General features: G+C 62.7%; 27 protein-coding genes and 1 tRNA gene. 12 read left to right on the top strand and 16 right to left on the bottom strand.

The features are described from left to right. The first annotated feature begins 94 nt into the window (after positions 1-94). Both ACP2YO_RS19075 and ACP2YO_RS19070 read left to right on the top strand, forming a co-directional pair. A complete protein-coding gene (locus ACP2YO_RS19075; RefSeq protein ID WP_426442219.1) occupies positions 95-421 on the top strand; it encodes a hypothetical protein in 327 nt (108 codons plus the stop codon). Between the two features lie 149 nt (positions 422-570). Then, the gene (locus tag ACP2YO_RS19070; RefSeq protein WP_426442218.1) at positions 571-822 is read left to right on the top strand and encodes a sigma factor-like helix-turn-helix DNA-binding protein; all 252 of its coding nucleotides are present in this window, start codon (positions 571-573) and stop codon (positions 820-822) included. A 153-nt stretch (positions 823-975) separates the two neighbouring features. On the opposite strand, the gene ACP2YO_RS19065 is transcribed toward ACP2YO_RS19070, so the two are convergent. Then, complete coding sequence (locus tag ACP2YO_RS19065; RefSeq protein ID WP_426442217.1) at positions 976-1,764, bottom strand: outer membrane protein; 789 nt, start codon at positions 1,762-1,764, stop codon at positions 976-978. Positions 1,765-1,873: 109 nt separating this feature from the next. On the opposite strand from ACP2YO_RS19065, the gene ACP2YO_RS19060 reads away from it, so the two are divergent. Continuing rightward, on the top strand, positions 1,874-2,206 hold the full coding sequence (locus ACP2YO_RS19060; RefSeq protein WP_426442216.1) for a DNA-binding protein: 333 nt from the start codon (positions 1,874-1,876) through the stop codon (positions 2,204-2,206). 587 nt (positions 2,207-2,793) lie between these two features. Here the strand turns inward: ACP2YO_RS19060 and ACP2YO_RS19055 are convergent. Beyond that, a tRNA-Trp gene (locus ACP2YO_RS19055) sits at positions 2,794-2,869 on the bottom strand. A gap of 169 nt (positions 2,870-3,038) precedes the next feature. On the opposite strand from ACP2YO_RS19055, the gene ACP2YO_RS19050 reads away from it, so the two are divergent. Further along, positions 3,039-4,262, top strand: coding sequence for a serine hydrolase domain-containing protein (locus ACP2YO_RS19050; RefSeq protein ID WP_426442215.1), 1,224 nt, complete (start codon positions 3,039-3,041; stop codon positions 4,260-4,262). Between the two features lie 114 nt (positions 4,263-4,376). On the opposite strand, the gene ACP2YO_RS19045 is transcribed toward ACP2YO_RS19050, so the two are convergent. Continuing rightward, complete coding sequence (locus ACP2YO_RS19045) at positions 4,377-5,144, bottom strand: SDR family NAD(P)-dependent oxidoreductase (RefSeq protein ID WP_426442214.1); 768 nt, start codon at positions 5,142-5,144, stop codon at positions 4,377-4,379. A 72-nt stretch (positions 5,145-5,216) separates the two neighbouring features. Continuing rightward, entirely contained in the window at positions 5,217-5,912 is a 696-nt protein-coding gene (locus ACP2YO_RS19040; protein ID WP_426442213.1) for a histidine phosphatase family protein, read from the bottom strand. 149 nt (positions 5,913-6,061) lie between these two features. On the opposite strand from ACP2YO_RS19040, the gene ACP2YO_RS19035 reads away from it, so the two are divergent. Next, positions 6,062-6,847 (top strand): SDR family NAD(P)-dependent oxidoreductase, encoded by a 786-nt coding sequence (locus ACP2YO_RS19035; protein ID WP_426443251.1) that lies wholly within the window; start codon positions 6,062-6,064, stop codon positions 6,845-6,847. Between the two features lie 888 nt (positions 6,848-7,735). After that, positions 7,736-8,908 (top strand): acetylornithine deacetylase, encoded by a 1,173-nt coding sequence (gene argE / locus ACP2YO_RS19030; RefSeq protein WP_426442212.1) that lies wholly within the window; start codon positions 7,736-7,738, stop codon positions 8,906-8,908. Between the two features lie 200 nt (positions 8,909-9,108). Here argE and ACP2YO_RS19025 read toward each other — a convergent pair whose 3' ends face one another. Next, the gene (locus ACP2YO_RS19025) at positions 9,109-9,432 is read right to left on the bottom strand and encodes an ArsR/SmtB family transcription factor (protein WP_426443250.1); all 324 of its coding nucleotides are present in this window, start codon (positions 9,430-9,432) and stop codon (positions 9,109-9,111) included. A gap of 96 nt (positions 9,433-9,528) precedes the next feature. Between ACP2YO_RS19025 and ACP2YO_RS19020 the strand changes: the two genes are divergently transcribed. Continuing rightward, on the top strand, positions 9,529-10,281 hold the full coding sequence (locus ACP2YO_RS19020) for an SDR family NAD(P)-dependent oxidoreductase (RefSeq protein ID WP_426442211.1): 753 nt from the start codon (positions 9,529-9,531) through the stop codon (positions 10,279-10,281). A 267-nt stretch (positions 10,282-10,548) separates the two neighbouring features. Beyond that, complete coding sequence (lepB, locus tag ACP2YO_RS19015) at positions 10,549-11,313, top strand: signal peptidase I (protein ID WP_426442210.1); 765 nt, start codon at positions 10,549-10,551, stop codon at positions 11,311-11,313. Between the two features lie 15 nt (positions 11,314-11,328). Here lepB and ACP2YO_RS19010 read toward each other — a convergent pair whose 3' ends face one another. Beyond that, entirely contained in the window at positions 11,329-12,243 is a 915-nt protein-coding gene (locus tag ACP2YO_RS19010) for a DMT family transporter (RefSeq protein ID WP_426442209.1), read from the bottom strand. A 177-nt stretch (positions 12,244-12,420) separates the two neighbouring features. Between ACP2YO_RS19010 and ACP2YO_RS19005 the strand changes: the two genes are divergently transcribed. Together ACP2YO_RS19005 and ACP2YO_RS19000 are read left to right on the top strand one after the other, a co-directional pair. Further along, positions 12,421-12,603: a hypothetical protein gene (locus ACP2YO_RS19005; RefSeq protein ID WP_426442208.1), complete on the top strand. Its 183-nt coding sequence runs from the start codon at positions 12,421-12,423 to the stop codon at positions 12,601-12,603. A 55-nt stretch (positions 12,604-12,658) separates the two neighbouring features. Beyond that, a complete protein-coding gene (locus tag ACP2YO_RS19000; protein ID WP_426442207.1) occupies positions 12,659-13,999 on the top strand; it encodes a hypothetical protein in 1,341 nt (446 codons plus the stop codon). Positions 14,000-14,073: 74 nt separating this feature from the next. On the opposite strand, the gene ACP2YO_RS18995 is transcribed toward ACP2YO_RS19000, so the two are convergent. Both ACP2YO_RS18995 and ACP2YO_RS18990 read right to left on the bottom strand, forming a co-directional pair. Further along, positions 14,074-15,132: a phosphotransferase family protein gene (locus ACP2YO_RS18995; RefSeq protein WP_426442206.1), complete on the bottom strand. Its 1,059-nt coding sequence runs from the start codon at positions 15,130-15,132 to the stop codon at positions 14,074-14,076. A gap of 130 nt (positions 15,133-15,262) precedes the next feature. Continuing rightward, positions 15,263-16,495, bottom strand: a complete 1,233-nt coding sequence (locus ACP2YO_RS18990) for an acyl-CoA dehydrogenase family protein (protein WP_426442205.1) — start codon at positions 16,493-16,495, stop codon at positions 15,263-15,265. Between the two features lie 195 nt (positions 16,496-16,690). Between ACP2YO_RS18990 and ACP2YO_RS18985 the strand changes: the two genes are divergently transcribed. After that, positions 16,691-17,380 carry a TetR/AcrR family transcriptional regulator gene (locus ACP2YO_RS18985; protein ID WP_426442204.1) on the top strand — a complete coding sequence of 230 codons (690 nt, stop codon included), beginning with the start codon at positions 16,691-16,693 and terminating at the stop codon, positions 17,378-17,380. A gap of 60 nt (positions 17,381-17,440) precedes the next feature. On the opposite strand, the gene ACP2YO_RS18980 is transcribed toward ACP2YO_RS18985, so the two are convergent. Both ACP2YO_RS18980 and ACP2YO_RS18975 read right to left on the bottom strand, forming a co-directional pair. Continuing rightward, positions 17,441-17,836, bottom strand: a complete 396-nt coding sequence (locus tag ACP2YO_RS18980; protein ID WP_426442203.1) for a RidA family protein — start codon at positions 17,834-17,836, stop codon at positions 17,441-17,443. A 242-nt stretch (positions 17,837-18,078) separates the two neighbouring features. Next, positions 18,079-19,305, bottom strand: a complete 1,227-nt coding sequence (locus tag ACP2YO_RS18975; protein ID WP_426442202.1) for a CaiB/BaiF CoA transferase family protein — start codon at positions 19,303-19,305, stop codon at positions 18,079-18,081. A 285-nt stretch (positions 19,306-19,590) separates the two neighbouring features. On the opposite strand from ACP2YO_RS18975, the gene ACP2YO_RS18970 reads away from it, so the two are divergent. Beyond that, entirely contained in the window at positions 19,591-19,833 is a 243-nt protein-coding gene (locus tag ACP2YO_RS18970; protein WP_426442201.1) for a hypothetical protein, read from the top strand. Here the strand turns inward: ACP2YO_RS18970 and ACP2YO_RS18965 are convergent. From ACP2YO_RS18965 to ACP2YO_RS18940, 6 genes are all read right to left on the bottom strand, one after another. After that, entirely contained in the window at positions 19,830-20,423 is a 594-nt protein-coding gene (locus ACP2YO_RS18965) for an acyltransferase family protein (RefSeq protein ID WP_426442200.1), read from the bottom strand. The genes ACP2YO_RS18970 and ACP2YO_RS18965 overlap by 4 nt on opposite strands. Next, on the bottom strand, positions 20,420-20,602 hold the full coding sequence (locus ACP2YO_RS18960) for a hypothetical protein (protein WP_426442199.1): 183 nt from the start codon (positions 20,600-20,602) through the stop codon (positions 20,420-20,422). Before ACP2YO_RS18960 ends, ACP2YO_RS18965 begins: the two co-directional genes overlap by 4 nt. 89 nt (positions 20,603-20,691) lie before the next feature. After that, positions 20,692-21,222: an N-acetyltransferase family protein gene (locus ACP2YO_RS18955; RefSeq protein WP_426442198.1), complete on the bottom strand. Its 531-nt coding sequence runs from the start codon at positions 21,220-21,222 to the stop codon at positions 20,692-20,694. A gap of 119 nt (positions 21,223-21,341) precedes the next feature. After that, positions 21,342-22,289: a S1/P1 nuclease gene (locus ACP2YO_RS18950; protein WP_426442197.1), complete on the bottom strand. Its 948-nt coding sequence runs from the start codon at positions 22,287-22,289 to the stop codon at positions 21,342-21,344. Between the two features lie 25 nt (positions 22,290-22,314). Then, the gene (locus tag ACP2YO_RS18945; RefSeq protein ID WP_426442196.1) at positions 22,315-23,106 is read right to left on the bottom strand and encodes an HAD family acid phosphatase; all 792 of its coding nucleotides are present in this window, start codon (positions 23,104-23,106) and stop codon (positions 22,315-22,317) included. Further along, complete coding sequence (locus ACP2YO_RS18940) at positions 23,103-25,043, bottom strand: GMC family oxidoreductase (RefSeq protein WP_426442195.1); 1,941 nt, start codon at positions 25,041-25,043, stop codon at positions 23,103-23,105. Before ACP2YO_RS18940 ends, ACP2YO_RS18945 begins: the two co-directional genes overlap by 4 nt. Between the last annotated feature and the right edge of the window lie 2 nt (positions 25,044-25,045).

The raw sequence follows: 25,045 nt of genomic DNA, 5'->3' as shown, positions 1-25,045 counted from the left end.
GGCAACCGAAACCGCCAAAAATTCCCGAATCCGGTTGGCACGCCGTGACGCCTGGTGGCAGGCCAACCGGGTGACGTCTTATTGGCGGGCGTGCATGGATTGGCGCAACGCGCTCGAACTCGCCCAGCAATATGAAATAGCCGATAGCACCTCGCTCCCGGTGCCCGACGAGGGCCGATTTCATTTCGTCGACAAATGGCGCGAGGCGGTCGTGAAGCAACTGCTTACGCCCGCACCGGACGGTCTCGCGGTCGCATGGAAGCGCGCACGGCTTGCCAGTAGCGACTTCGCCTACCTACCAACCAAGGCTGAGCGCATCGAACGGGTGATCGCCGACGACGTCGCGTTCCTTCAGGCACACCCGACGCGGCGGTCAATCGCTGCATCGCGCCAATCTTCGAAGCCGGAGCTAGAACAGTGAAGCGCCGTCGACGATCGCACCGGACGCGCAATCGGCAACGGCTAGCGGCACACGCCCGCCGGCTGAGGCGGTAGCTTATCCACAACTCGGCGGTGCTGGCGTCTTGTTTCGGCGCCGCCGGGGATCAGGATCACGACAAGGAAGGCGATATGACACGCGAGCGCGGGTTACATGGCCAATCGCGACGCAAGGTGCACGTTTTGCCGAGAAAGCAATTTGCAAAGTGGTCCGAAGAGGACGAACGAAAGCTGCTGGAGCTGTCGCAGAGGTCGGGTTTAACCAAGCGAGAGATCGCTCGTGAACTGGGGCGGAGCGAGGTGTCGGTAGCCCACCGCCTGGTCATTGTTAGAAGGCGGCTCGCGGAGGAGGATTTGGAACGTCTGCTAGGTAGCCCTGAATGACGGGAGCGACCCGCGGCAACTGTTGGGCCGCTAGGCTGTAGCCGGAAGCGCACCCGCGCGCGGCTCATGTCGCACCGCCGGCGCCTGACCAGCTAGTCGCAAAAAGAAACCCCGGCGTCGTCCGGGGTTTCTGGGTCGTTCGAAAAGAGAAGATCAGTACCTTCCGACGACCGGGCCGCTCCAGTTGAAGCGGTAGACCAGCGAGGTACTGATGGTCTGCACGAAGGGCTTGAACGCGAGGTTGGAAGGTGCCGGCAGATTGCTGACATCAGACAACGCGTCGATGTTCTTACGGTCGTAGTAGGCCGCGCGATACTCGGTCTTCATGAACCAACCGGGAGCCGTAATTCCGAAGATGTTCAGATTGTTCTCAACACCGCCACCGACGAACCCGCCGTTACGGTTGAACGAGTCGGTGTGGAAACCGACGGGAAGGCCGCTAAAGGTGCCCAGCAGGGTGGAGCCCGACCAGTGGGAACCGCTGTAACCGGCGTTAACGTACGAAAGAACGTTCGGGGCAACCAGGTAGCCGAGGCGCACGCCTGCGGCCCATGCATCCTCCATCTTGATTCTGCCGGTGACACCGTTGAACGGATCCTGGACGTTGCCCCTCAGGCTGCCAAATTGGCCGTCGCCAAACACGCCGAACACCCAAGTCGGGTTAATCTGCCAGTCGTAGCCGATACCAACGGTGCCGAACCAGCCGTCGCCGCCCTGTGTCTGAGAGATACTGAGCGGAGTGCCCGTTGCACTGTCGCGGGAATATGTGTCCGCATCCCAGATACCGCCGCCGCCACCGCCGAAGATGTAGAAGCCGGTCCAGCTCGACGCTACCGGGAGCGGAGCCGGAGCCTTGGTGTAGGGGCGAGCCCCCAGATCGGCTGCGGACGCGGTGCCAGCGAGTGCAGCGCTTGCGGCCAACGCGATAAATAGCTTCTTCATCACAATCCCCAATCGTTTGGCATCAAACTAAATGCCAACATAACGGGATTCGACGGGAATGCTGTCACCACAATGCCACAGCCAACGCAAAACAAGCCGAGTTGAATCCATGACGGCCCCAGATCCTAAGGATCTTCTCCGATCTAACCCCTTGAAAATAGCGGCTTATCTCAATGAGGCCTTTGAAACGGACGATTTGCCTACAATATTGGTCGCTTTGAAAGAAGCGCTGCGGGCGCAGAACGTCTCCGAACTGTCCCGAAGAATGGGTCTACGTCGGGATCGTCTCTATAAAACCTTTGGAGGGGAGATCGATCCTGATTTTGGCCGCGTCCTCAAACTACTTGAGGGACTCGAAGTCCAAATCACCATCAGGCCACGAAAAGTCCCCAAGCCGCAGGCCTTGCTGAAACTAGGTCGCCCGAGGAAACATCCTGACTGAACGCTTGGATGCTTTGCTTCTCGGGTTAGCGTTTGGACGGAAGCCTCGTTCCCCCGCGCGATCTCGGAACGCCATTGAGAACTCGGGGTCTTCGCTGTTCGTTCGCGGGGACAAAATTCCTTGATATGGACGTAGCGTCAGCTATCCACCTCGGTAGTCTTACTGAGAGCGCGGCCTAACCAATTCAGGCCACGGTCAAAATCAAACTAGGCCACTAGGGGTTAAAACAGGCCAGTACCGTTCTTGCCCGAGCTTTCACAAGAGCAATGTGCAGGCCGCCGCGATGGTCGGGCGAGAGCACGCACGGGCCAAACCGCACCAGCGCCAGAGTCATGGCGGGGCCGTGGAACAACCGGTTTAGCTAGGAATCGATCCTCCGCTCCCGGCTTGCGCCCCCCAACCCCGTCGGGAGCATTGGAATGGCGACCTCGGCGCGCCGACCGCGTCGGGGTCGTTTCCATTAGGGAAAGGCGGAGAAATCCGCGGCGGCCCTTTGGCACGTTACGTCGCTGCTACCTGCCTGCTACCTGATGTCAGTTTGCCGGTAGCGCCGCCTCAGAAAAATCTAGCTAAGTATTTGATTTAGCTGGCAGGAGTGGCAGGGCTCGAACCTGCGACCCCCGGTTTTGGAGACCGGTGCTCTACCAATTGAGCTACACTCCTGCAGGGAACCGGCGTCGCCACCGGTTCGCGCCGTTTCAAGCACAGGGCATGGCCGATTTGCAAGAGCGAAGCGGTTAACGTGCTGTTCAATGCAGAACTTCTGCGCCAGACTTTCGCCATCACCAACCGGCGGTGCGCCGCCGCAAGAATCACGAGCAAGGGAGAGATCATGAACGCTCAAACCGCCACCAAGGACGCCATCAGCCAAAGGACCCCGTCCCTCCCCCTCGCCAAGCCCGAAGCCATTGGGCTGTCGAGCGCGCGGCTGCAGGCGCTCTCCGACACCTTCAAGCGCGAGGTCGACAAGGGAACCACGCCTGGCGTGACGGTGCTGGTGGCGCGGCGCGGCCAGATCGGCTGGTTCGACGCGATCGGCCGCCAGAACCCGCTCGCCGCCGCGCCGATGGCGCACGACACGATCTTCCGCATCTTCTCGATGACCAAGCCGATCGTCTCCATCGGCATCATGATGCTGCTCGAGGACGGTCACTTCCTGCTCAATGACCCCGTCGCAAAGTTCATTCCGGAATTCGCAGAGACCAAGGTCGGCGTCGAGCACAACGGCGAACTCGAACTGGTCCCCCCCAAGCGCCAGATGACGGTTCAGGACCTGCTCCGTCACACCTCCGGTTTGACCTATGACCACACCGGCAACGGCCTGGTGCAGCGGCTCTACCAGCAGTCGCGGCTGCGCAGCCGCAAGATCACAAATGCCGAGCACGCCACCATACTGGCCGGCATGCCGCTGGTCTGCCAGCCCGGCGCGGAGTGGAACTACAGCCGCTCCACCGACATCCTCGGCCGCATCATCGAGGTCGTCAGCGGCGAGACGCTCGGCGCGTTCCTGACCGAGCGCATCCTCAAGCCGCTGCAGATGGCGGAGACCGCCTTCCACACCGCTGAGGAAAATGCCGGCCGCCTCGCCGAGGCGTTTGCGATGGACCCCTGGAGCCGCGAGAAGGTCCAGCTGTTCAACATGCTCGAGAAGCCCGCGATGGAGTCCGGCGGCGGCGGTCTGGTCTCGACCACGATGGACTATGCGCGCTTCGCGCAGATGCTGCTCAACGGCGGCTCGCTCGACGGCACCAGGATCATCGGCCGCAAGACGCTCGAGTTCATGGCCTCCGATCATCTCGCGCCAGACGTGAAGATCCAGGGCACGCTGGTGTCCCCCGGCCACAGCTTTGGCCTCGGCTTCTCCGTGCGCACGCAGCAGGGCATCGCGCCGTTCTCCGGTTCGGTCGGCCAGTTCTTCTGGAGCGGCATGGCCGGCACGTTCTTCTGGATCGACCCCAGCGAAGACCTGATGGCGGTCTTCATGATGCAGGGCCCCGGCCAGCGCGAATATTTCCGCTCGCTGGTGCGGAACGGAGTGTACGCGGCGGTGGATTGACTTGTCATTCCGGGGCAGCCCGAAAGGGCTGAACCTGGAATCTCGAGATTCCCCGATGTGCAATTGCACATCTGAGGTTCGCGCTTGCGCGCGCCCCGGAATGACTCGCAACCATCAACTAATCGTCGCGCCACCATCGATGACAATGGTCTGGCCGGTCAGGAAGTCGCCGGCCTTCGAGCCCATCAGCACCGCGGCGCCCGCGATTTCGTCGGGGACGCCGATGCGCAGCAGCGGCGAGCGGGCGGTCGAGGCTTTCAGCGTGTCCGGATTGTCCCACAGCGCCTTGGCAAAGTCAGTCTTGATCAGGCCCGGCGCGATGCAATTCACGCGGATGTTGTGCTTGCCATATTCGCAGGCGAGGTTGCGCGCGAGCTGCATATCGGCGGCCTTCGAGATCGCGTAGGCACCGAGCACGGTCGAGCCCTTCAACCCGCCGATCGATGACACGATGATGATGGAGCCGTCCTTGCGCTCGATCATCTGCGGCACCACCATCGAGATCAGCCAGTTGTTGGCGACGATGTTGTTGTCCAGAATCTTCCTGAACTGGTCGTCGGAGATGCCGGCGAGCGGACCGTAATACGGGTTCGACGCCGCGTTGCAGACCAGCACGTCGATCCTGCCGAAGGCGCGATTGCTCTCGTCGACCAGGTTTTGCAAATTTTCTTTCGACGAGATGTTCGCCGCGATCGCCACGGCTGTTCCCTTGCCGTAGGTGTCGTTGATCTCGTTCGCGACCTCTTCGCAGACGTCGGCCTTGCGCGAGGAAATCACCACCTTGGCGCCGTGCTCGGCCATGCGCTCGGCAATGGCGCGTCCAATGCCGCGCGTCGAGCCGGTGATGACGGCGACTTTTCCCTTCATGTCGAACAAGCTCATGTTTCTCTCCCTGATATGAGGCGTTGAATTCTGCGTTGAGCTAACCAGCGTTCGTCCCGCGCCACAACCACGTCACGCGAGCTTGACCTCCGGCCCGGCCGGCTGATGCATCGCGGCGTGCCTGGGATCGGCGATCCAGGGCTGCTGGTTCACCATCGGCAACCGCCACATCGACACGCCGGGCGCGGCGACATGATCGAGCCGCGTCACCGAGACATTGTCGATGTCGAACGACAGGCCCCGCTCCGGCTGGCCGCCGAGCGCGAGGCCGACAGCGGACTTGATCACGCCGCCATGGCCGACGGCGATGATGTCCTTGCCCGACTCCTTCGTAGTGATCCGCACGATCGCGCGGCAAACACGAGTGTAGAGATCCATGAAACTCTCGCCATCGGGTGCGGGCTCGTTGACGTCGGCAAACCAGGCACTGCCCGGCGGACGGCTGGCGAGAAACGCGGCGCGGTTCATGCCCTGCCACTGCCCGAGATGCTGTTCGGCGAAAGCTGCGTCCTTGATCATATGAGACGGCTTCGGGAACCCGGCGGCCCAGATCGCGTCGGCAGTCTGATGCGTGCGCTTCAGATTGCTCGAGTACCACACCGCTTCGCGCGGCAGGATCTTGGCGACCGCTTCGAACACTTCGGTGTCGCCGGTGTCGCAGTCGAGGTCCGCCTGGCCGTAGATGTTGCCGCCGTCGCTGCGCACCGGTGCGTGGCGAACCCACCACCACCGCGTCACCGTCACCTTTGGCTTGTCTGGATTGGACATCGGATGAGCCCTTCAATAGTGTCCCCCGTCGCTGTACGTCACGCCGCACATCGTCTCAAGTGCTTCGGACGTTTGAAATCTTGTTTGAATTCCATCGTGCGGCAAGCGCGATGGAACGCGCCAGCAGGGAGAAACACGTGACGAAGAATTTGGGCCGCCTCGAAGGCAAATCCGTCATCATCACCGGCGCAGGAAGCGGCATCGGCCGCGCGGCGTCGCTGCTGTTCACCAGGGAAGGCGCCAAGCTGATCGCGGTCGACCGCACCGATGGTGTGAACGAGACCGCCAAGCTGGTGCGCGATGCCGGCGGCACCGTCGAAGCGGTCAGTGCGGATGCCGGATTGGAAGCCGACGTGAAGGCCTTCATCGAAAAAGCTGTCACCACATACGGCAAGCTCGATGCGATCTGGGCCAATGCCGGCGTCAGCGGCGGCCTGGTGCCGCTCGGCGACCAGACCGTGGAGCACTGGCAGGAGGTGCTGCGTATCAATCTGATCGGCCCGTTCCTTGCGATCAAGCATTCGATTCCGCACATGACCAAGCAAGGACATGGCTCGATCATCTGCACCGCCTCGGTCGCTGGCCTGAAGGCCGGCGCCAGCGGGCATCCGTATGGCGCGAGCAAGGCCGGCGTCATCAGCCTGGTGCAGACCACCGCCTATTCGCTGTCCGGCACCGGCGTGCGCATCAACGCGGTCTGCCCGGGCCTGATCGAAACCGGAATGACAAAACCGGTGTTCGACCGCGCCAAGGAGCGCGGCACCGCCGACAAGATCGGCCAGCTCAATCCGTTGAAGCGCGCCGGCCAGCCGCACGAGCTTGCCGCGATGGGATTGTTCCTGGCGAGCGACGACGCGTCCTACGTCAACGGCCAGGCAATCCCGGTCGACGGCGGCCTGACGGCATCGATGCCGTATGCGGGCAAGCCGATTTAGCAAGGCGCTCTCCAATGTCGTTCCAACGGCGTTGGGAAGTCGACTGAAGCCGCACATTCAGTGTCGTCGCCCGGCCTTGTGCGCAATTGCACACTGGGACCGGGCGATCCAGTATTCCAGAGACATTTGTGCTTGAGCCGATGGGCCGCGGCGTACTGGATCGCCCGCTTTCGCGGGCGATGACAGGAGTGGCCGCAGATGCGCATTCTCGCGACATGATTTGCCCGAGCTTTGCTTCTCGTTTCGCCCTCTCCTCAAAGAGGGCGCAGGGAAAGCCGGGTGCCGATTGCACCCATGGGCCCCGTGCAACAAAAAGCACGGGGGTAGGACCACAGGTGTAACCGGAAACAACCCGGCTTTCCCTGCGCGATGGGTTACGGCTTACTTCGTGCTCACCTCGGCGAGACCGGGCTTTTTTGTCACCGTCATCCCTGAGAGCCTTAGCTTCTCAAGAACTCGACGCCAGCCACTGGGGCGTCAGGCCCACACGACTTCACCGTCCGCTGTTGGTGCGTTCGTCTCGTGCACCTCGGCGTCCACCGCATCCCACCGCGCGTTCGTGACGTGCGCTCGCCCCTCAATCGGGTGGGACGAGAGATTCATACACCAATTTATACTTCTGATAAAACGAAATATTTTTCGCGCGGGGGCTTGCCATGGTGGGCAAATCAGTGATTGACGATTTGACGATGAAGGCGTGGCGACACGCCCTCATCATCTCAATTCCGAAGTCCGCCTAAATCATTTGAGCATTTCGCCGGATCCGATCGGCCTGCCCGGGTAGTTCACTGCCCCGGACACCGCTTGCAGATTTACGGCGGTCTCATCGAGCAAATAAGGTGTTATGCTTCGCCGACCGAACGCTCTCTCCCACAACCGAACCAGACCATGCAAAGCCAAAGACCCGAACGTATCCGCAAGATCCTCGCCGACCTCGTCGCCTTCGACACGATCAGCGATCGCTCGAACCTTCCCTTGATCACCTATATCGAGAGCTACCTTGCCTCGCTCGGCGTCAGTGGGCAGCGGATCGTGGACGACACCGGGCAGAAGGCCTCGCTGTGGGTCACGATCGGCCCCGACGACAAGCCCGGCCTGGTGCTGTCAGGGCATACCGACGTCGTGCCGGTCGCCGGACAGCAATGGACCCACAACCCGTTCGAACTCGTCGAGCGCGATGGACGGTATTACGGCCGCGGCACGACCGACATGAAGGGCTTTGTCGCCGTCTGCCTCGCCATGGTGCCGGAGATGCGCGAGGCCGATTTGAAGGCCCCGATCAATCTTGCGATTTCCTATGACGAGGAGATCGGCTGCGTCGGCGTGCGCCCGATGCTGCGCGAGGTCGATCGCAAGCCGATCAAGCCGCTCGGCTGCTTCGTCGGCGAGCCGACGCAGATGCAGGTGATCATCGGACACAAGGGCAAGCACGGCGTCCGCGCGACGTTCCGCGGGCTGGCGCGGCACTCCTCGATCGCGCCCGACGGCGTCAACGCGATCGAATATGCGGCCGATCTGATCACGGAGATCCGGCGCCGCGCCGTGCTGCTTGCCGCTGATGCCGAACAGAACAGCCTCTACGACGTTCCGCACTCCACGCTGCTCACCAGCATCGTGCATGGCGGCGCGGCGCTGAACATCGTGCCTGACCATTGCACCGTGGAATTCGAGTGCCGCGGTATCGGCATCACCGAGTCCCGGCAGGTGACGGATGCGATCATCGCCTGGGCCAAGGCCGAGATCGAGCCCGCCATGCGCAAACGCCACTCGGCGTGCGGCATCGATTTCGAGGAGATCCTCGATTATCCCGCGCTCGACACGCCGGCGGGCGATGCCATCGTCACGCTCGCCAAGCAGCTCGCCGGCCGCAACGACCACGCCAAGGTCGCCTTCGGCACCGAGGCCAGCCTGTTCGTCAGCATGGCCAATGTCCCGTCGGTGGTGGTCGGCCCCGGCGCGATCGCGCAGGCGCATACGCCGGATGAGTTCGTCGAGATTTCGCAACTGACGAGCTGCGGGGATTTCGTCGCGCGGCTGATCGCGCATTGCGCGAAAGGTTAGCGCGGCTCCGTAGTCCGCATGAGCCAACGGGTCGCGCGAATGCGCGCCCGATGACAGGCTCAGCGACATGCGGGAACGCCTCCCCGGGTATCGCTTCCGCCTTCGCTCTTCGAGCTACGGTGGACAAGTTGTTCACCCGGACTACGCCCTGCCGTGCCAACGTCCGCGTAACCTGGCGGATTACGCTTCCTTGATCCGCCCTACGCGCTGTTCTGTTCCGGATACCCCAGGATCGTCTTCAGCAATTTGGGAAAGCGCGCATTGATATCGGCCTCGCGCACCACATTGCGATGCTCGACGCCTTTTTTCGAGGTGTGAATCAAACCGGCTTCGCGCAGGACGCGGAAATGGTTCGACAGGGTCGATTTGGCCATATCGGGGCACGGCGCTGCCGCCGTGCATGACATGCAATCGTTCTGCTCGAGCAGGCTTCTGACGATCCGCAGCCGCATCGGGTCCGCGAGCGCTGCCAGCACTCCCGCCAATGTGATGTCCTCGCGCGAGGGGTGAACGAATTGCACCATGCCGAAATACATATCGCTGCCCTTGAACAAGCGCAATAGTTCGTTATTACTGAACTAATGAAGCATAAGCGCGTCCGCGCAGGAATGGAGAGCAAGATGAACAAGAGACTTGAAGGCAAAGTGGCGCTGGTAACCGGCGCGTCAAAGGGTATCGGCGCCGAGATCGCGATCCGCCTCGCCGCGGAGGGCGCCGCGGTTGCGGTCAACTACAGCGCCAGCAAACAGGCAGCTGAGCGCGTGGTGGCCGCGATCACCGGCAAGGGCGGCAAAGCCATCGCTGTCCACGGCAATCTCACCGACGCCAGCCATGTGAAGTCGATGGTGGCACAGACCGTGAAGGCGTTTGGCCCGATCGATATCCTGGTCAACAACGCCGGCCTCTACGAGTTCGCGCCGCTGGACGGCATTACCGCCGAGCATTTCCACAAGCACTTCGATCTCAATGTGCTCGGCCTGCTGCTGGTTTCGCAGGAAGCGGCGCGGCACTTCAATGCGGCGGGTGGCAGCATCATCAATATCAGCTCCGGCGTGTCGACGATGGCGCCGCCAAACTCCGCCGTCTATACCGCGACCAAGGCCTCGGTGGACGCGATCTCCTCAGTGCTGTCAAAGGAATTGGCGCCGCGCAAGATTCGCGTCAATACGGTCAACCCCGGCATGATCGCGACCGAAGGCGTGGTGTCCGCCGGCCTTGCCGAGGGCGACATGCGCAAGTGGATCGAATCCATCACGCCGCTGGCGCGGATCGGCAAGGTCGAGGAGATCGGCGCGGCGGTGGCCTTCTTCGCCTCGAACGATGCCTCCTACATCACTGGTGAGACATTGCACGTGACCGGCGGGGTTCACTGACGGACGGCTGCCCTCGTCATGCCCGGGCATCCGGCCATGAACTTGTGATGGGCGAAGCGAATGCCGGGACATCCGTCCGCGGTATCGCTTCGCCCACTTGGGCCACGAACGACAATCCATCCGGCGACAACCCTGAGGCGCTCGCCCCCGGCCGCTTGACAGAAAGTCTACATCCACGCTTTATCCCCTGCTGATGCGCCTGAGCGAGCAAGGGCTGCTGGGATCCTGCATCGGGATTGGCGCTTGCGGCCGATGGAACGGAAGCCCATGAGCGCCTCGAGCGAGCAAAAACGTCAGCAAGGCGGATGGGCGGAAACGCTCCGCGTGACCGGGCAGGCGCTGATCATCGCGCTGGTCATTCGCACCTTCCTGTTCCAGTCCTTCAACATCCCGTCAGGGTCGATGGAAGCGACATTGCTGGTCGGCGACTATCTGTTCCTCTCGAAATACAGCTACGGCTACACCCACTACTCGCTGCCCTTCTCGCCGCCGCTGTTCTCGGGCCGCATTTTCGGCTCGGAACCCAAGCCCGGCGACGTCGTAGTGTTCCGGCTGCCCAGCGACGATTCGATCGACTACATCAAGCGCGTGATCGGCCTGCCCGGCGACCGGATCCAGATGATCGACGGGCAACTCTACATCGACGGCGCAGCCGTGAAGCGCGAGCGCGCCGAAGACTACATCGATCGCGACGCGGGTCCGCGCCCGATCCGCGTCAAGCGCTGGCACGAGACCCTGCCGAATGGCGTCAGCTATGACACGCTCGATCGCATCGAAGGCTCCGAATACGACAACACGGGGGTCTACACGGTGCCACCCGGGCACTTCTTCGCGATGGGCGATAACCGCGACAATTCGCTCGACAGCCGGGTCCCGCCCGCCCGCGGCGGGGTCGGCTACGTGCCGTTCGAGAACCTCATCGGGCAAGCCAAGATCATCTTCTTCTCGATCGGCGATGACGCGTCGGCCTGGCAGGTGTGGCGCTGGCCGTCGTCGCTGCGCTGGAGCCGCCTGTTCACGATCATCCGATGATGATCAGGGTCTCCGTCACAACCCATCGGGCGGCAGGCCGGGACCGGTCGCGGCCGGGCGGAGCTTGTCGCGCTTGCGCTCACGGTAGAAAGCGTAGAGGCCGGAGGCTACGATGATCCCGGCACCGGTGAGCATCGGACCGTCGGGGCTATGGCCGAAGACGAGATAGCCGAGCAGCATCGCCCACAGCAGTGCGGAATAGCGGAACGGCGCCACCGCCGAGATATCGCCGGTGCGCAGCGCCACGATGATGCACTGATAGCCGATCAGGACCAGGACCGCGGCGAGCGCGAGAAGGCCAAGCGCATGGCCGGACGGCGCTTGCCAGCCGCCGAGCGGAACCAGGGTGACGGCACCTGAGGTCGTCACCGTCACGGTCGTCAGCAGCGTGATGAACAAGGTCGGCAATTCTTTCGGGATGCTGCGCGTCGCGAGATCGCGCACCGCGCAGAAGCCGACCGACGCCAGCGCCAGCAACGCAGCCTGGCTAAAGCCTTCGGCGCCTGGCCGGACGATGACGAGCACGCCGATGAAGCCGGCCACGATCGCAAGCCAGCGCCGCCAGCCGACCGGCTCGCCGAACACCAGGGCGGCGCCTGATGTGATGACCAGCGGCAGCGCCTGGAAGATCGCCGACGCGTTCGCCAACGGAATCTGCGCGAGCGCGGCCATATAGGTCAACGTGCCGCCGATCTCGCCAACAATGCGCAGGGCCACGGGACCGATCAACAGCGCGCGGAACGTCCGCAACGCCTTGCGATGATGGGCGAGCACCGCGACCAGCGGGATCGCAAACAGACCACGGACGAGAAGGATCTCCCCGATATTCAGCTCCGTCGACACCGCCTTGGTGATGGCGTCGTTCAGCGTGAAGCTGGCCATGGCCGCAGCCATGAACAGGCTGCCGCGGATATTCGCAGATAGTTTCAAGATGGGACGTCCGATCAGGACAAAGGGCAGGTTATCTGACCAATTCCCTTGCCAAAGCAGCGCCGCAAACTCAAGCCGCGTGCCGCATTTTGTCGCTGCGCGGCGCCCTTGGTGTCCGGTTTCGGGATCGAGGCCTCGCGTGAGGCGTGACCGTACGCTTGCGAGAGCATTCTATCCGTGGTTGAATACCTGCATATTCAACGTTTGAAATTGAACGAAAAGTCCATTGCCGGGAATTTTTGGAGCGCCCTCGACGCAAAAGAGGTGTCGTTTCGGCGAGCGGGCATTAATCGCGTGTTCGATCCTCAACGCATGATTGATGCGCGTCAACAGATCGCACGCCGCCGAACGCCTGCTTGAGCGTCGCAAGGGCCGAGGACGTCGACGACGTCCCGCAAGCCAAAGGCGGATACTCATGTCCCATTTTTTCAGTGTTCAAATTCTCAGTGACAGCGTCCTTCGCGCGGTGGCGATCGCCACCTTCAGCAAGCTGGTCCCGCTCGGTGTCTATGTCGGCCGCATGAACGTGCGGGCCTCTCGCCGTGAGATCGTCCTCGACCTCGAACGGCTATTCCAGTTCGCCCAATCCGACGGCCGTCCGATCATTCTGCCGTCCTTCGAACTGGTCAAATACAAGTACGATCCGGAGTCCAACCCCGAGCGCGCCGGATCGTCCAACGCCAATTCGATCCGCTACTACATCTTTCCGGTCGCGATCTATGTCCTGCTCGCGTTCCTCTGCTTCGAGTTCGCGTTCACGCCCCGTGATGCCGCCGGCAACAATTTCTATGCGCAGCCGAAAGGCTGGGAGGGGATGGTCACCTATACATTCCTGAGCAGCTACGTCTGGACGCTGCAATATCTGGTGCGGCGGATCGCGAATTTCGACCTGTCGCCGATCTCGTTCTTCACGTCCTTCCTGCACATCACGCTGGCGATATTCGTCAGCGCAGCAGTAGCTCAGAGCGGCATTTTCGACATGCTGGGCGACAAGCCGAAGATTGCAGCCGCGTTCGTCATCGGCTTCGTCCCCGACCTGTTCATCAGCGCGCTGATCGCGAAGTTTCCCTGGATCCGGCTGCGGCGCGTCTCACCCGCCAGCAAAGCACTCCAGGAGGAACTGCCGCTCGACATGATCCTGGGGATCGACCCGTTCATGAAGCTTCGCCTCGGCGAGTTCGAGATCGAGGACGTGCAGAACCTCGCGACGATGAATCCGATCCAGATCTTCGTGGAGACGCCCTATGGGCTCTATGAGGTGATTGACTGGGTGGCGCAGGCGCAACTCATCCTGGCCGTCGGACCTGCGCGGACGATTGCGCTGCGCGACATCCACGTCCGGACGATCTTCGATCTCGAACGCTGCCTGGACAATCCGTTGCTGAAGGAGCGCGTCGCTTTCATCCTGTTGGGCCTCGACATCTCCGGCTTTGCCGCAGAGACGGCTCCGGTCTCGCAGAGTGGCGCCAAGGGAAGCGAACGCAAGCTCGATCCAAAGGACGTGCTAAGCGCAGTCATCGGCTATGTCAGAGACGATCTCCACGTCCGGCGGCTGCGGCAGATCTGGGATGTGATCAACAGCAGCCTGGACGGCCGCTATCACGAGGAGAAGGATCACGCTGCCGCGAGAGCCGGCGACGACGCCAAGACGGCGTCGCGCAAGCCTGTGCCGTCCGTATCAGCCACGACGACACTGCTGAAACCGAAGAACGGCGGTCTCGACAAGGACCCGAAACCGTCGTCCGGCACGCATTGACGCGAACAAAGCAAAGGCCCCGGCGGAACGCGAACTACCGCGTTCACACCGGGTCCTTTGTCATTGAAACGAGGTCAGACCGCGCCGGCTTTCTGCGCGTATGCCCATGACGCCTGCGACAGCGGCACGGTGCGCTTGGCCGATTCAATAGCCTTGGCGTTCGCGGCGGTACCGTCCCGGACCCGCCCCGCAATACCCTGGGTGATGCCCGCGAGGCGGAACAGATTGTAGGAGAAGTACCAGTTCAGGTCAGGCACAGCCACGCCGGTGACGTTGCAGTAGATCTGCGCGGCTTCGTCCTGGCTCGGAATGTTCAGCGCCTTGAGGTCGGCGCCCGCAAGGCCCGGCATGGTCCACTGCATCAACAGATAGGTGAAGTCGGCCATGGGATCGCCGAGCGTCGACAATTCCCAATCCAGCACCGCCTGCACCCGCGGCTCGGTTGAGTGGAAGATCATGTTGTCGAGGCGGTAATCGCCGTGCACGACCGAGATGCGTTCCTGCTGCGGCACGGTCTTCGGCAGCCATTCGGCGAGTTTCTCGAATTCAGGAATGTGCTGCGTCTCGGAGGCGCGGTACTGCTTGGTCCAGCGATCGACCTGGCGCGCGAAATAATTGCCGGGCTTGCCGAAATCGGAAAGCCCGATCTTTTCGGGATCTAGGATGTGCAGGTGCGCCAGCGTCTCGATCTTGCTGGTGAAGATTTTCCGGCGCGCCTCCGGCTCCTGGCTCGGCAGCGTCGGATCCCAGAACACCCGCCCCTCCTCCATCGACATGATGTAGAAGGCGGAACCGACGACGGCGTCGTCGGTGCATAGCGCGTAGGCTTTCGCGACCGGAAAGCCTTGCTTGCCGAGCGCTGCGATGACGCGGAACTCGCGATCGACCGCGTGCGCCGACGGCAACAATTTACCGAACGGACGGCGGCGCATCACGTAATTGCGGCCGGATGTCTCGATCTTGTAGGTCGGGTTGGACTGACCGCCCTTGAACTGCAGAACCTTGAGTGGGCCCTGATAGCCCTCAACGTGTTCCTTCATCCAGGCATCGAGATGCGCCTCGTTGATGCGATGGCGCTCCTCGACTTCCCTTGTCCCGGAAAATTCCTCGTCTTTCCTGACGCCGTCCGCCACGATGACGCTCCCTACTGGTTCTTGGGGAGCGCCATCAGGCGTTCCCTAAATCAGGCCGGCGCGCCGGCCTGATTTTTCTTCTCGTTTTGAGCATGATGTCCGCGCGAACGCTACGCTTTTCGGATCATGCTCAGTGCGACGTGTTTGCATACTTCCGAAGTTCAAGTCTGGCAATGGCGCGATTGTGCACCTCGTCCGGACCGTCGGCCAGGCGAAGCGTGCGGATATGGGCATAGTCCTTGGCGAGCCCGGCCTCGTCGGAGACGCCACCGCCGCCATAGGCCTGGATCGCGTTGTCGATGATCTTGAGCGCCATGTTGGGCGCCGCAACCTTGATCATCGCGATCTCGGCCTGCGCGGTCTTGTTGCCGACCTTGTCCATCATGTCGGCGGCCTTGAGGCACAGCAGGCGGTTCATCTCGATGTCGGTGCGGGCTTCGCCGATCCGCTGCTCCCACACCGAATGCTCGATGATCTTCTTGCCGAACGCGGTACGCGAGGCCAGCCGCTTCACCATCTTCTCCAGCGCCTCCTCGGCCTTGCCGATGGTACGCATGCAGTGATGGATGCGGCCCGGACCAAGCCGGCCCTGCGCGATCTCGAAGCCGCGGCCCTCGCCGAGCAGGATGTTCTCCTTCGGCACGCGCACGTTCTCGAGCAGCACCTGGGCGTGGCCGTGCGGCGCGTCGTCGAAGCCGAACACCGGCAGCATCTTCTCGACCTTGATGCCGGGCGTATCGAGCGGCACCAGGATCTGCGACTGCTGCTGATGCTTGGCCGCGTTGAAATCGGTCTTGCCCATCAGGATCGCGACCTTGCAGCGGGGATCGCCGACGCCCGACGACCACCATTTGCGGCCGTTGATGACGTAGTGATCGCCGTCCTTCTCGATCCGGGTCTCGATGTTGGTGGCATCGGACGAGGCCACCGCCGGCTCGGTCATCAGGAAGGCCGAGCGAATCTCGCCGTCCATCAGCGGGCGCAGCCATTTGCGCTTCTGCTCCTTGGTGCCGTAGCGGATAAACACTTCCATGTTGCCGGTATCGGGTGCCGAGCAATTGAAGACTTCGGAGGCCCAGGAGATGTGGCCCATCTCTTCGGACAGCAGCGCGTATTCGAGGTTGCTCAATCCCGCGCCGTGGAATTCATCGTCCTCATGCGAGGACGGCGGCATGAACATGTTCCAGAGGCCTTCGGCCTTCGCCTTCTTCTTCAGGTCCTCGAGGATCGGGATCACCTTCCAGCGCGGGCCTTCGGCATCCTGCTTGTCGTAGATCGGCACCGCCGGGCGGACATGCGTCTTCATGAACGCCTGAACGCGCTCGAGCCATTCTTTCTGCCGGGCCGACAAATTGAAATCCATGGGACGCTCCTCGTTTCCTAGACTTTGGGCCGCACTGTCCACCTCGCGCCCGCGCGCCGCAAGGGCCGTTCGCAGGCGTCAGCGAATGTGGCTTGCCGGAACGCCCCCCGCGAGATGCGGATTGACATTTCCGGCTCTTCAAACGATAGTTTCATACATATGTTTGAAATGCAACCGCAGCATCGGGGGTAACCCATGCCGAGCGATCAGACCCGATCCGCCATCTTGGGCGCCGCCGAACGTCTCTATGCCGACCGCGGCTTCGGCGACGTCACGCTGCGCGACATCGTCGCGGAAGCGAACGTCAACCTTGCGGCCGTCAACTACCATTTCGGCTCCAAGGACGAGCTGATCGCAGAGCTGTTCGTCACCCGCAGCATCCAGACCAACCGCGAGCGTCTCAATGAATTGAAAGCGGCGGAGGAAAAAGGCGGCGGTCGCGCCTCCATCGAGCACATCATGCGCGCCCTCGTCGGTCCGACCTTGCGCGGCTGCCTCGGCCCCGACCGCGAGGGCTCCACCGCCGCGCGTTTCATGATCCGCGCCTCGATCGAATCGGTGCCGCCGATCCGCCGCATCAAGAACCGCGAAGTCGATCATTTGCGCAAATTCGCCGCCGCGATGCGCCGCGCCATGCCTGGCCGCGACGACACCGAGCTCTATTGGGGCCTCAACTTCGCGCTCGCGATGGCGCACCACACCATCCGCGAGAAGGAACGGCTGATCCGGCTCTCGGAAGGCAAATGCGACCTCGACGACGTCGCCGGGATCATCAACCGCGTGGTCGCGGTGTCGGTCATGGCGCTGACGATGGGCGAGGCCCAAAGCAAGCCGCCCGTACGGCCCGCGGTCGTGCAGGGTCGGCTGACGCGGCAGGATCTGTAGATGCGTAGCCCGCATGAGCGCAAGCGACATGCGGGGTCTGCGATCGCAAAATCGTCCTGATCACACCATCGCGATGCAGTCGATCTCGATGTCGAACGGCCCGGTCCATTCCGGGATGCAGACGAAGATCCGCGCCGGCAGATCATGCGGGAAGTATGTCCTGTAGATAGCGTTGAAGGTCGCGAAGTGCTTTGCCGAGGTGCAGAAGATATTGCACTTCATCACATTGTCGAACGAGGCGCCGGCGGCCTCCAGGCATTGCTTGAGCTGCTCCATCACCAATTCGCTCTGCCGCTCGATCGACGCGCCGGCGGCGATCTCGCCGGTTGCGGGATCGAACGGCGGCAGGCCGGAGACGAAGATCATGTTCCCGGCCCGCGTCACCGCCGAGGCCGGCGCCTTCCAGCGCTCCAGCCAGCTCGAGATCGGTTCAACGCGGACGACTTCTCGTTTCATGGGTGCCACCTTCGATAGAGGATCGATGGCGGCAGGCTAGCACGGCCAGGTCAATCATGCTTCGATGCGGGTCGAAGTATTATAGCCGCAAGCCACAGCCTGTGCCCGTCATCCTGAGGAGCCGCGAAGCGGTTTCTCGAAGGATCGACGGCCACCAGCCGGGCCGTGCATCCTTCGAGGCTCGCTTCGCGAGCGCCTCAGGATGACGGGAAACGCGAGTGGCGCGGCCTCAATACATCGCGCTAAACGATCCCCTGCGCCTTCAGCCCGTCGACCTTGGCCTCGTCGTAACCAATCGTCGCCAGCACCTCCTTGGTGTCGGCGCCGAGCAGCGGCGGGGCGCGGTAGTCGGTGATCGGCGTGCCGGAGAAGGTCAGCGCATTACGGATCAGCGAGAGCTGTGGCTCGAACGGATGCTCAACCTTGACCCGCATGCCGCGCGACTGGACGTGCGGGTCGTTGAACACCTGCTCGAAATTGTTGATCGGACCCGACGGCACGCCGGCCTCCTCCAGCTTGTCCAGCCAGGTGGCGACGGGTTGCTTGAGGAACAGCCCGGCGAAGATCGCCATGATCTCCTTGCCGTGCACGACGCGGTCGTTGTTCTTGATGAAGCGCTTGTCGTTGGCGAGCTCCGGCTCGCCGAGCACGGCGCAGGTGCGCTGGAACTGGCCGTCATTGCCGACCACCAGCATCAGCTCGCCGTCGGTGCAGCGGAATACGCCGGCGGGCATGCCGCCATTGCCCCAGGTGCCGCGGCGCGGCGGGGTCTTGCCGTTGACGAGGTAGATCTGGAGCCAATGCGACAGCGAGGCGATCACCGTATCGAACAGGCAGACGTCGACCTGCTGCCCTTCTCCATTATTGGCGTCGCGATGATAGAGCGCCGAGAGAATCCCGATCGAGGTGTTCATGCCGGTCATGTAATCGACGATCGAGGGGCCGACCTTCATCGGGCCCTCGCCAGGCTCGCCGTCGATATGGCCGGTGACGCTCATCAGGCCGCCCATTGCCTGCAGGATCGCGTCATAGCCGGCGCGCGCCGCATAGGGGCCGGTCTGCCCGAAGCCGGTCACCGAGCAATAGATGATGCCGGGGTTGAGCGCCTTGATCGTCTCATAATCGAGCCCGTAGTGCTTGAGATCGCCGACCTTGTAGTTCTCCATCATCACGTCGACGGACTTGGCGAGTTCGCGGATGATCGCCTGCCCTTCCGGCTTGGCGATGTTGACGGTGACCGACTTCTTGTTGCGGTTGGCGCACAGGTAGAACGAGTTGTTGTTGTTCTGCTTGCCGTCCGGGTCCGTCAGGTAGGGAGGCCCGAAGGCGCGGGCATCGTCGCCGCCGCCCGGGCGCTCGATCTTGATCACCTCGGCGCCGAGATCCGCCAGCATCTGGGCCGACAACGGGCCCGCGAGCACCCGCGTCAGGTCGAGAATCTTGATGCCCGAGAGTGGCAGAGCCGACATGAAAGCTTCCTCCAATATCCTGCAATATCTTGATCGTGTGGCGCGGGACGGTGCCTGCGCGCGGCAGAGCTTGCCGATACACCATTTTGGCGGGGCGAGCACTGCGTTGTCGGCATGAAGCCATCCGCCTGCGGCCTATGTGCGGCACATGATCGGCATTTTTGCCGGAACCGGCCGAGCGGGCCCAGCCCCGAATCGGGGCGACCGCCGTCGACATGATTTGTGAAATTGCCGACATCGAATTGCCCGATGCCGACGGTATCGCGCGTAACGAGGAGGCAGGACATGCGGACGATCACGACAATGGGGCTGATTCTGACCATGCTGGCGGCCACCATGTCGGCAGCGGGCGCTCGCGGGGGTCATGGCGGGCATGGCGGCTTTCACATGCACGGCGGTGGCGCGGGCGGCGCCGGCGCATTTGCGGCCGACAAGCGCCATGCCGACGATCCCTACACCAAGGCGGCCTCCGAGGAGGAAGACCGCCTGCTCAACAGCAAGCTGAAAAGCATCTGCCGCGGCTGTTAGGCCTTCAACTCTGCGGCCACCAGCGGCGCCCGCGAGGACCGCACGCCAAGCGAGGCGCGCAGCCGCCGGCTCAGGAGCCGCAGCGTCGGCCGCTCGATGGCGTAGTGGATGGCGCAGCCCACCACGATGGCGACGACGGTACCACCGATAAAGAACAGTAACGGCGACCAGGCGCCGTCGACCAGCCGTGCCCAGACGTCGCGGAACGGACGCAGCACGATCGTGTGGCTGAGATAGATGCCGTAGGACGCGTCGCCCAGGATCGTCAGCCCGAACGTTGCGCCGGAGTCCTTCAACGGTGGACACAGCACGAGACCGCCGACGATCAGCATCGCGGGCAGCCCGGCCGAGAACACCGCGGGCCAGTTGAACTCGGGATAGCCGAGTGCCAGGCCGGCGAGCACAGGGACTGACGCGGCGATCCACCCGACGCGAAAGCCGCTCCGATAGATCAGGCCGAGATAAACGCCGAGGATGAACTCCAGGATCAGGCCGTCGGTCCAGGTGAACAGCTTTGGCTTCGCGCGAGCGCTGCGCGCCCGATTTCGGTTGACACAGGGTCGTGCCAGCCTTCGCGCATGAACGATCAATAAGGGACCGGGTGCAGCCTTGCCAGTTGGTCGATCGACAGCTCGGCTTCCCGGTCCGTGAGCGGAAATCGGACAATGACGTCCTGCCGGGCGAGCTGCCCCCACAGCGCGTCTGACGACCATTTCTGCGGTTCAGGTCCGCGCAGGCCTTCGACCCAGATGAAGTACCATTCCGCCATCAGAAACGTCCGAAAATTAGCACACCGGACAATTGGTGGTTCGCCGACACATCCGCAACGCCCGCTTCAGCGTGCATGCCACCGCCGCATCATGGCGTCACCGATCCGTGACGGCCGGCCAGATCCTTTGCCATCAGGATGTCGTCATAGTAACGGCCGTCGATCTTCAGGGCGTGTCGCTCCAGGCCATACTCCAGAAAGCCTGCGCTCTGGTAGAGCCGTAGCGCCGGTTCATTCCCTTTCACCACGATGAGTTGGACCAGCTCGACGGACTGCGCCGCGAGCTCGAGCGCGGCGTCGAGCAGCCGGCGGCCAACGCCGGCGCGCCGTGCCGCCTGGCGCACATACATTCCAACGAACGCGCCCTTGTGCTGGCGCTTCGGTCCGTCGGCCACCATAAATCCAATGGTCCCGACGAGCTCGTGCGCCTGGAACGCCCCGAGCATCACCGCGCCGCCTTCGAGCCGTTCGGCGAACCAGCCGACCGGCCGGATGCTTTCGGTCTCAAACGCACTGCCGAATGCCTCAGGGTTCGATCGCAGCGCCTCGAGACGGATCTCGCGATACAGCGCTGCGTCGGCGGCAGTCAGGCGCCGGATCGCGATTGGAGACGTGGTCATTGGATATTTTTCAGGCACGATAAGCTGGACCGAACGCTTAATGCATCCCGCTGCCTTCGTCACTCCAAGAATGATCCGTGCCGCTGCGAAAGCTCACGCCGGTCACTGGCCACAGGGCGCTATTTCAGCACCGTATTAAGCAGGTTCGCGAGCCGCGCGGCGGCGAGCGCCGCCTGGCTCCGGGCCACCGTGCGCGCGGTGGTTTCGTAGGCTCGGGTAAGCGCGGCAGCCGCCTGCCCGTTGCCGACGGGATCGGCGTAGCTATAGGTCTTGGCGAGTTCGTAGCTTTCCTTCGCCCAAACTGCCGGATCGATGACCTTCGCAGCCTTTTCGTTCGGGGTGACCTCGGCAAGGCCGCCTTTCTCGTCGGCATCGAAGATCGCCCCGGGCACCGAGGCAAAGCCGCCGAACATGCGGTCCCAGTAGAAATGCAGCGGAAGGGACTCGCCGGTCGCGGGGATCACGGTTTCGGCGTTGCCGCCGCGGTCGTTCATCAGCGCCAACGTATAGCGCGCGATCGCATGCAGCGGCTGATGCAGGTCGCCGACGAGATGCAGCGTCCAGACGAGATCGTAGGAGCGCAGGTCGTCGGACGCGCCGGAGGACGCCGGCAAAGCGGCGATCATCAGTGTGAGCTGCGTCACCGCATCGACCGGATCGGGCGGCGGCAGCGTGGCGCCATCAGGCGAATACTGTGTGTCCTTGAAATGCCAGTACTGGTGCCGGAGCTTGTCGGAATAGCCGATGTTCTGACTGGCGGTCAGCTTGTCGATGTCGTCGTGCTTGTCGGTGTAGTCGGTCTTCGTCTTGATGTCGTCGGCCCATGTTGCGGCATGGACAAAGGCGTAGAGCTTTGCCTTCTCCGGATCCGGCGCACCGCACGTCCAGCTGGCATAATCCGGGTTGAGCCGCAGCAGCGCGTCGGCCCTGTCCTTCACGGCGGGGTCGAGACGCCTGTAGGCGAGATAGGCGATCTGCATATGCCCTTCGTCCCACCAGGCAAAGGCCGGGGCCTGAGACAACATGGAAAGGAGGCCAGACAGCACGATCGATGCAGCGAAGCGCATGGAACGCCCTCCGGGTGTGATGTGATCATTTGATGAAGTAGAACGGATTGGGGACCTTGAACACGCATTTGCCGGTCGGTTCGCCCCTGACATCGCTGAGCTGATCGCCGACATTGGCGATGATGGTATACCCCTTTGCCTCGACCTTGGTCCGCTCCGCGGACTTGTAGGCCTCCACCGTGTCCACATCGTCGCGGTTGGGCCGCGTGCGGAGCTCGCTCCAGCCTTCGAAGCCGGCATGGTCGAGATTGAGAATCGTCGCGTCGCGAACGCTGTCCTTGCGGCCGGTAATGAAGATCACGGCGACATTCTTCGCCTTCGCGGCTTCGAACAGCTTGAGCGCCGGCTCGATGGGCCGGGCGGAGCCCTTCATGACCCACTGGGTGAATCCGCACGGGCCGTTCGGCAGCGCGTCGCAGGCGCCAGCGTCGATAAAGCCGAAATTATCCGCGAGCAGGTTGGGCCAGTTGGTGAGTGATGTCTCATCGATGTCAAGAACCAGCGCGGGCTTGTTCCATCGCGTGGCGTTCTGCTCGATGAAGGCACGCGCCGTGTCGAACACCGCTGCGACATCGATGTCGTAGTAGCGTTGATGATAGTCGAGCAGCAGCTGCTTGATCTTGTCGATGTTGAGTTCCTCGTCCGGCACCTTGGGAACGTGGTTTTGCGGGAGAGCCGGGCAATCGGCGGCCGCGTGTCCCGGCAGTGCAGATTGTGCCAGCGCGCCCGCCGCGAAGAGCACAGTGACGGCGCATCGCGAGCGCCGCAGCAGGGTCCGGCCCGCGTTGCGGAAAATGCCCTTTATCCAGTTCCTCATGGGAATCTTCCGATGATCGCGTCCGCTGTCTTCATGGACAGAGCCGCAAGCGTGAGCGTCGGATTGGCGGTGGCGCCCGTGGGGAAAGTGCTGCTTCCAACCAGGAAGAGATTGCGATGATCGTGCGAGCATTGGTTCGCGTCAACCACGGATGTCCTGGCATTGTCCCCCATCCGGCAGGTGCCCATGATGTGGCCCGCACCGGTATAGGTGAGATGGGTCGGCTTGCCGTCGATCATCTCGTCGAAGCGGCCCGGGTCACCAGCCGCGGGCGCGGTGAAATCAGTCGCTCCCAGCTTCCCGAAAATGAGCTTCGTCATCCGATACGCCGCGACGATGCCGCTGCGCGTATAGTCCGAGATGTTGTAGGAAATTTGCGGACGCGGCAGTCCGAGCCCGTCCTTGTGCTCGGGCGACAGCGTCACGCGATTGTCCGGATCGGGGTTCTGTTCGACCAGGAAGCCGATGCGGAATTGCCTGACGATCAGGCTGTTGAGCTTCTTGGCGAGATCCACTCCGCACAGGACCTGGTTGTCCCCGGGAAGCCCGCTGTGGTTGGCCTGATTGAGTCCGCTGGCATTCGTGCCGTTGACGAAATCGAGCGCCGTGACGTTGGGATCGGTACCGAATTCTGCGCCGGCGACGACGAAATTCCAGCCCTCATTGCCGATGTCGACACGGAATGCGGCACGGTCAGTGCGGAACGGGCCGTCGCAGAGATCACCGATGCCGGACGTGATCAGCGGGCCGCGATAGGGATAGACCGGGTCAGCGGTTAGCGGCAGCAGACCCCAAGCCACGTAATAGGGATGGTCCATCAAGTTGCGGCCGACCTGGCCGCTGCTGTTGGCGACGCCGTTGACACCGGCGCCCTTCGACATCAACAACAGCCGCGGCGTCTCGATCGCGTTGCCGGCAATGACATAGACCTTGGCCTTGATGCAGCCCTTGACCCGCGCTCCAGCATCGCCCTCGTAGCGGATGAAGTCGATCCGGTCGACCTGGTGATTTTCGACGATGATCTCGCTCGCAACGGTGTGCGGCATGATGTGCGTGTAGAAATTGTTGCCGGCGTCGTTGCGGCTGGTGGCATCGTTCAGCGAGATCGTCGGGTCGTATTTGGCCTGGATCGGGCAGATCGGGATGCAGTTGGTGTTGCCCGCACAGGCGCGCCTGTTACGATAGGGCTGGGAGTTGCGCGCCGCCGGCAGGCTCCGCACCTTGATCTCGTTGACTGGCGTCGGCATGCCGAGAAATCGCGTCTCATCGTCGGTGAGGTGGCGGAGTGCCGTACCGATCCTCTGGTCGAGTACCGAACCAGGAATTCTCGGCATCGGGTATGGATGATCGTCGCGGAACGTGATGCCGGCGAAGGTCTGTTCCTTCGTATCGGCCGAGACGCCGAGTTCTGCCTCAGCTCGCTCGTAGAACGAGGCCATCTTGTCGTAGGTGATGTCGTCCGGCCAGTCCGGACATGGAAATCCGGGTGCGTTCTTGCCGTAAGTCGACTTCATCCGGAAATCAGCCGGGGCGAATCTGAGGCTGGTGCCGAGCCAGTGCGAGGTCCCCCCGGCAATCCGCTCATAGGTGCTGGCAAAGGGACGTGGCCCCTGCTGGATGAGATAGCTCTGCGCTGGATCCTGCCAGTTCGATGCCTGGAGGGCAATCACGGTCGGCCGACCCACGGGCATCTTTGCCGGATCGCGTAATTTTCCGTCGGTGCCGAACAGCTCCGGCGGATATGGGCTTTCCGGCACCTTGGCGGCAGCCTTGTAGAATCTCCGCATGTAGTCGTTGATGTTGGGAGGCACGCCGGGGCCGGCTTCGAGCACGACGACCTTGAGCCGTCGTGTTTTACTGAGTTCGTTGGCGACCAACCCCCCCGCGAAGCCCGAGCCCACGATCGCCACGTCGCATTCGATGCAGCTGTCGGCCATCG

Source organism: Bradyrhizobium genosp. P (genome assembly GCF_049949265.1).
Lineage (GTDB): Bacteria > Pseudomonadota > Alphaproteobacteria > Rhizobiales > Xanthobacteraceae > Bradyrhizobium.
Note: the sequence above shows the minus strand (reverse complement) of the source record. Positions and strands in the feature narration are given on the sequence as shown.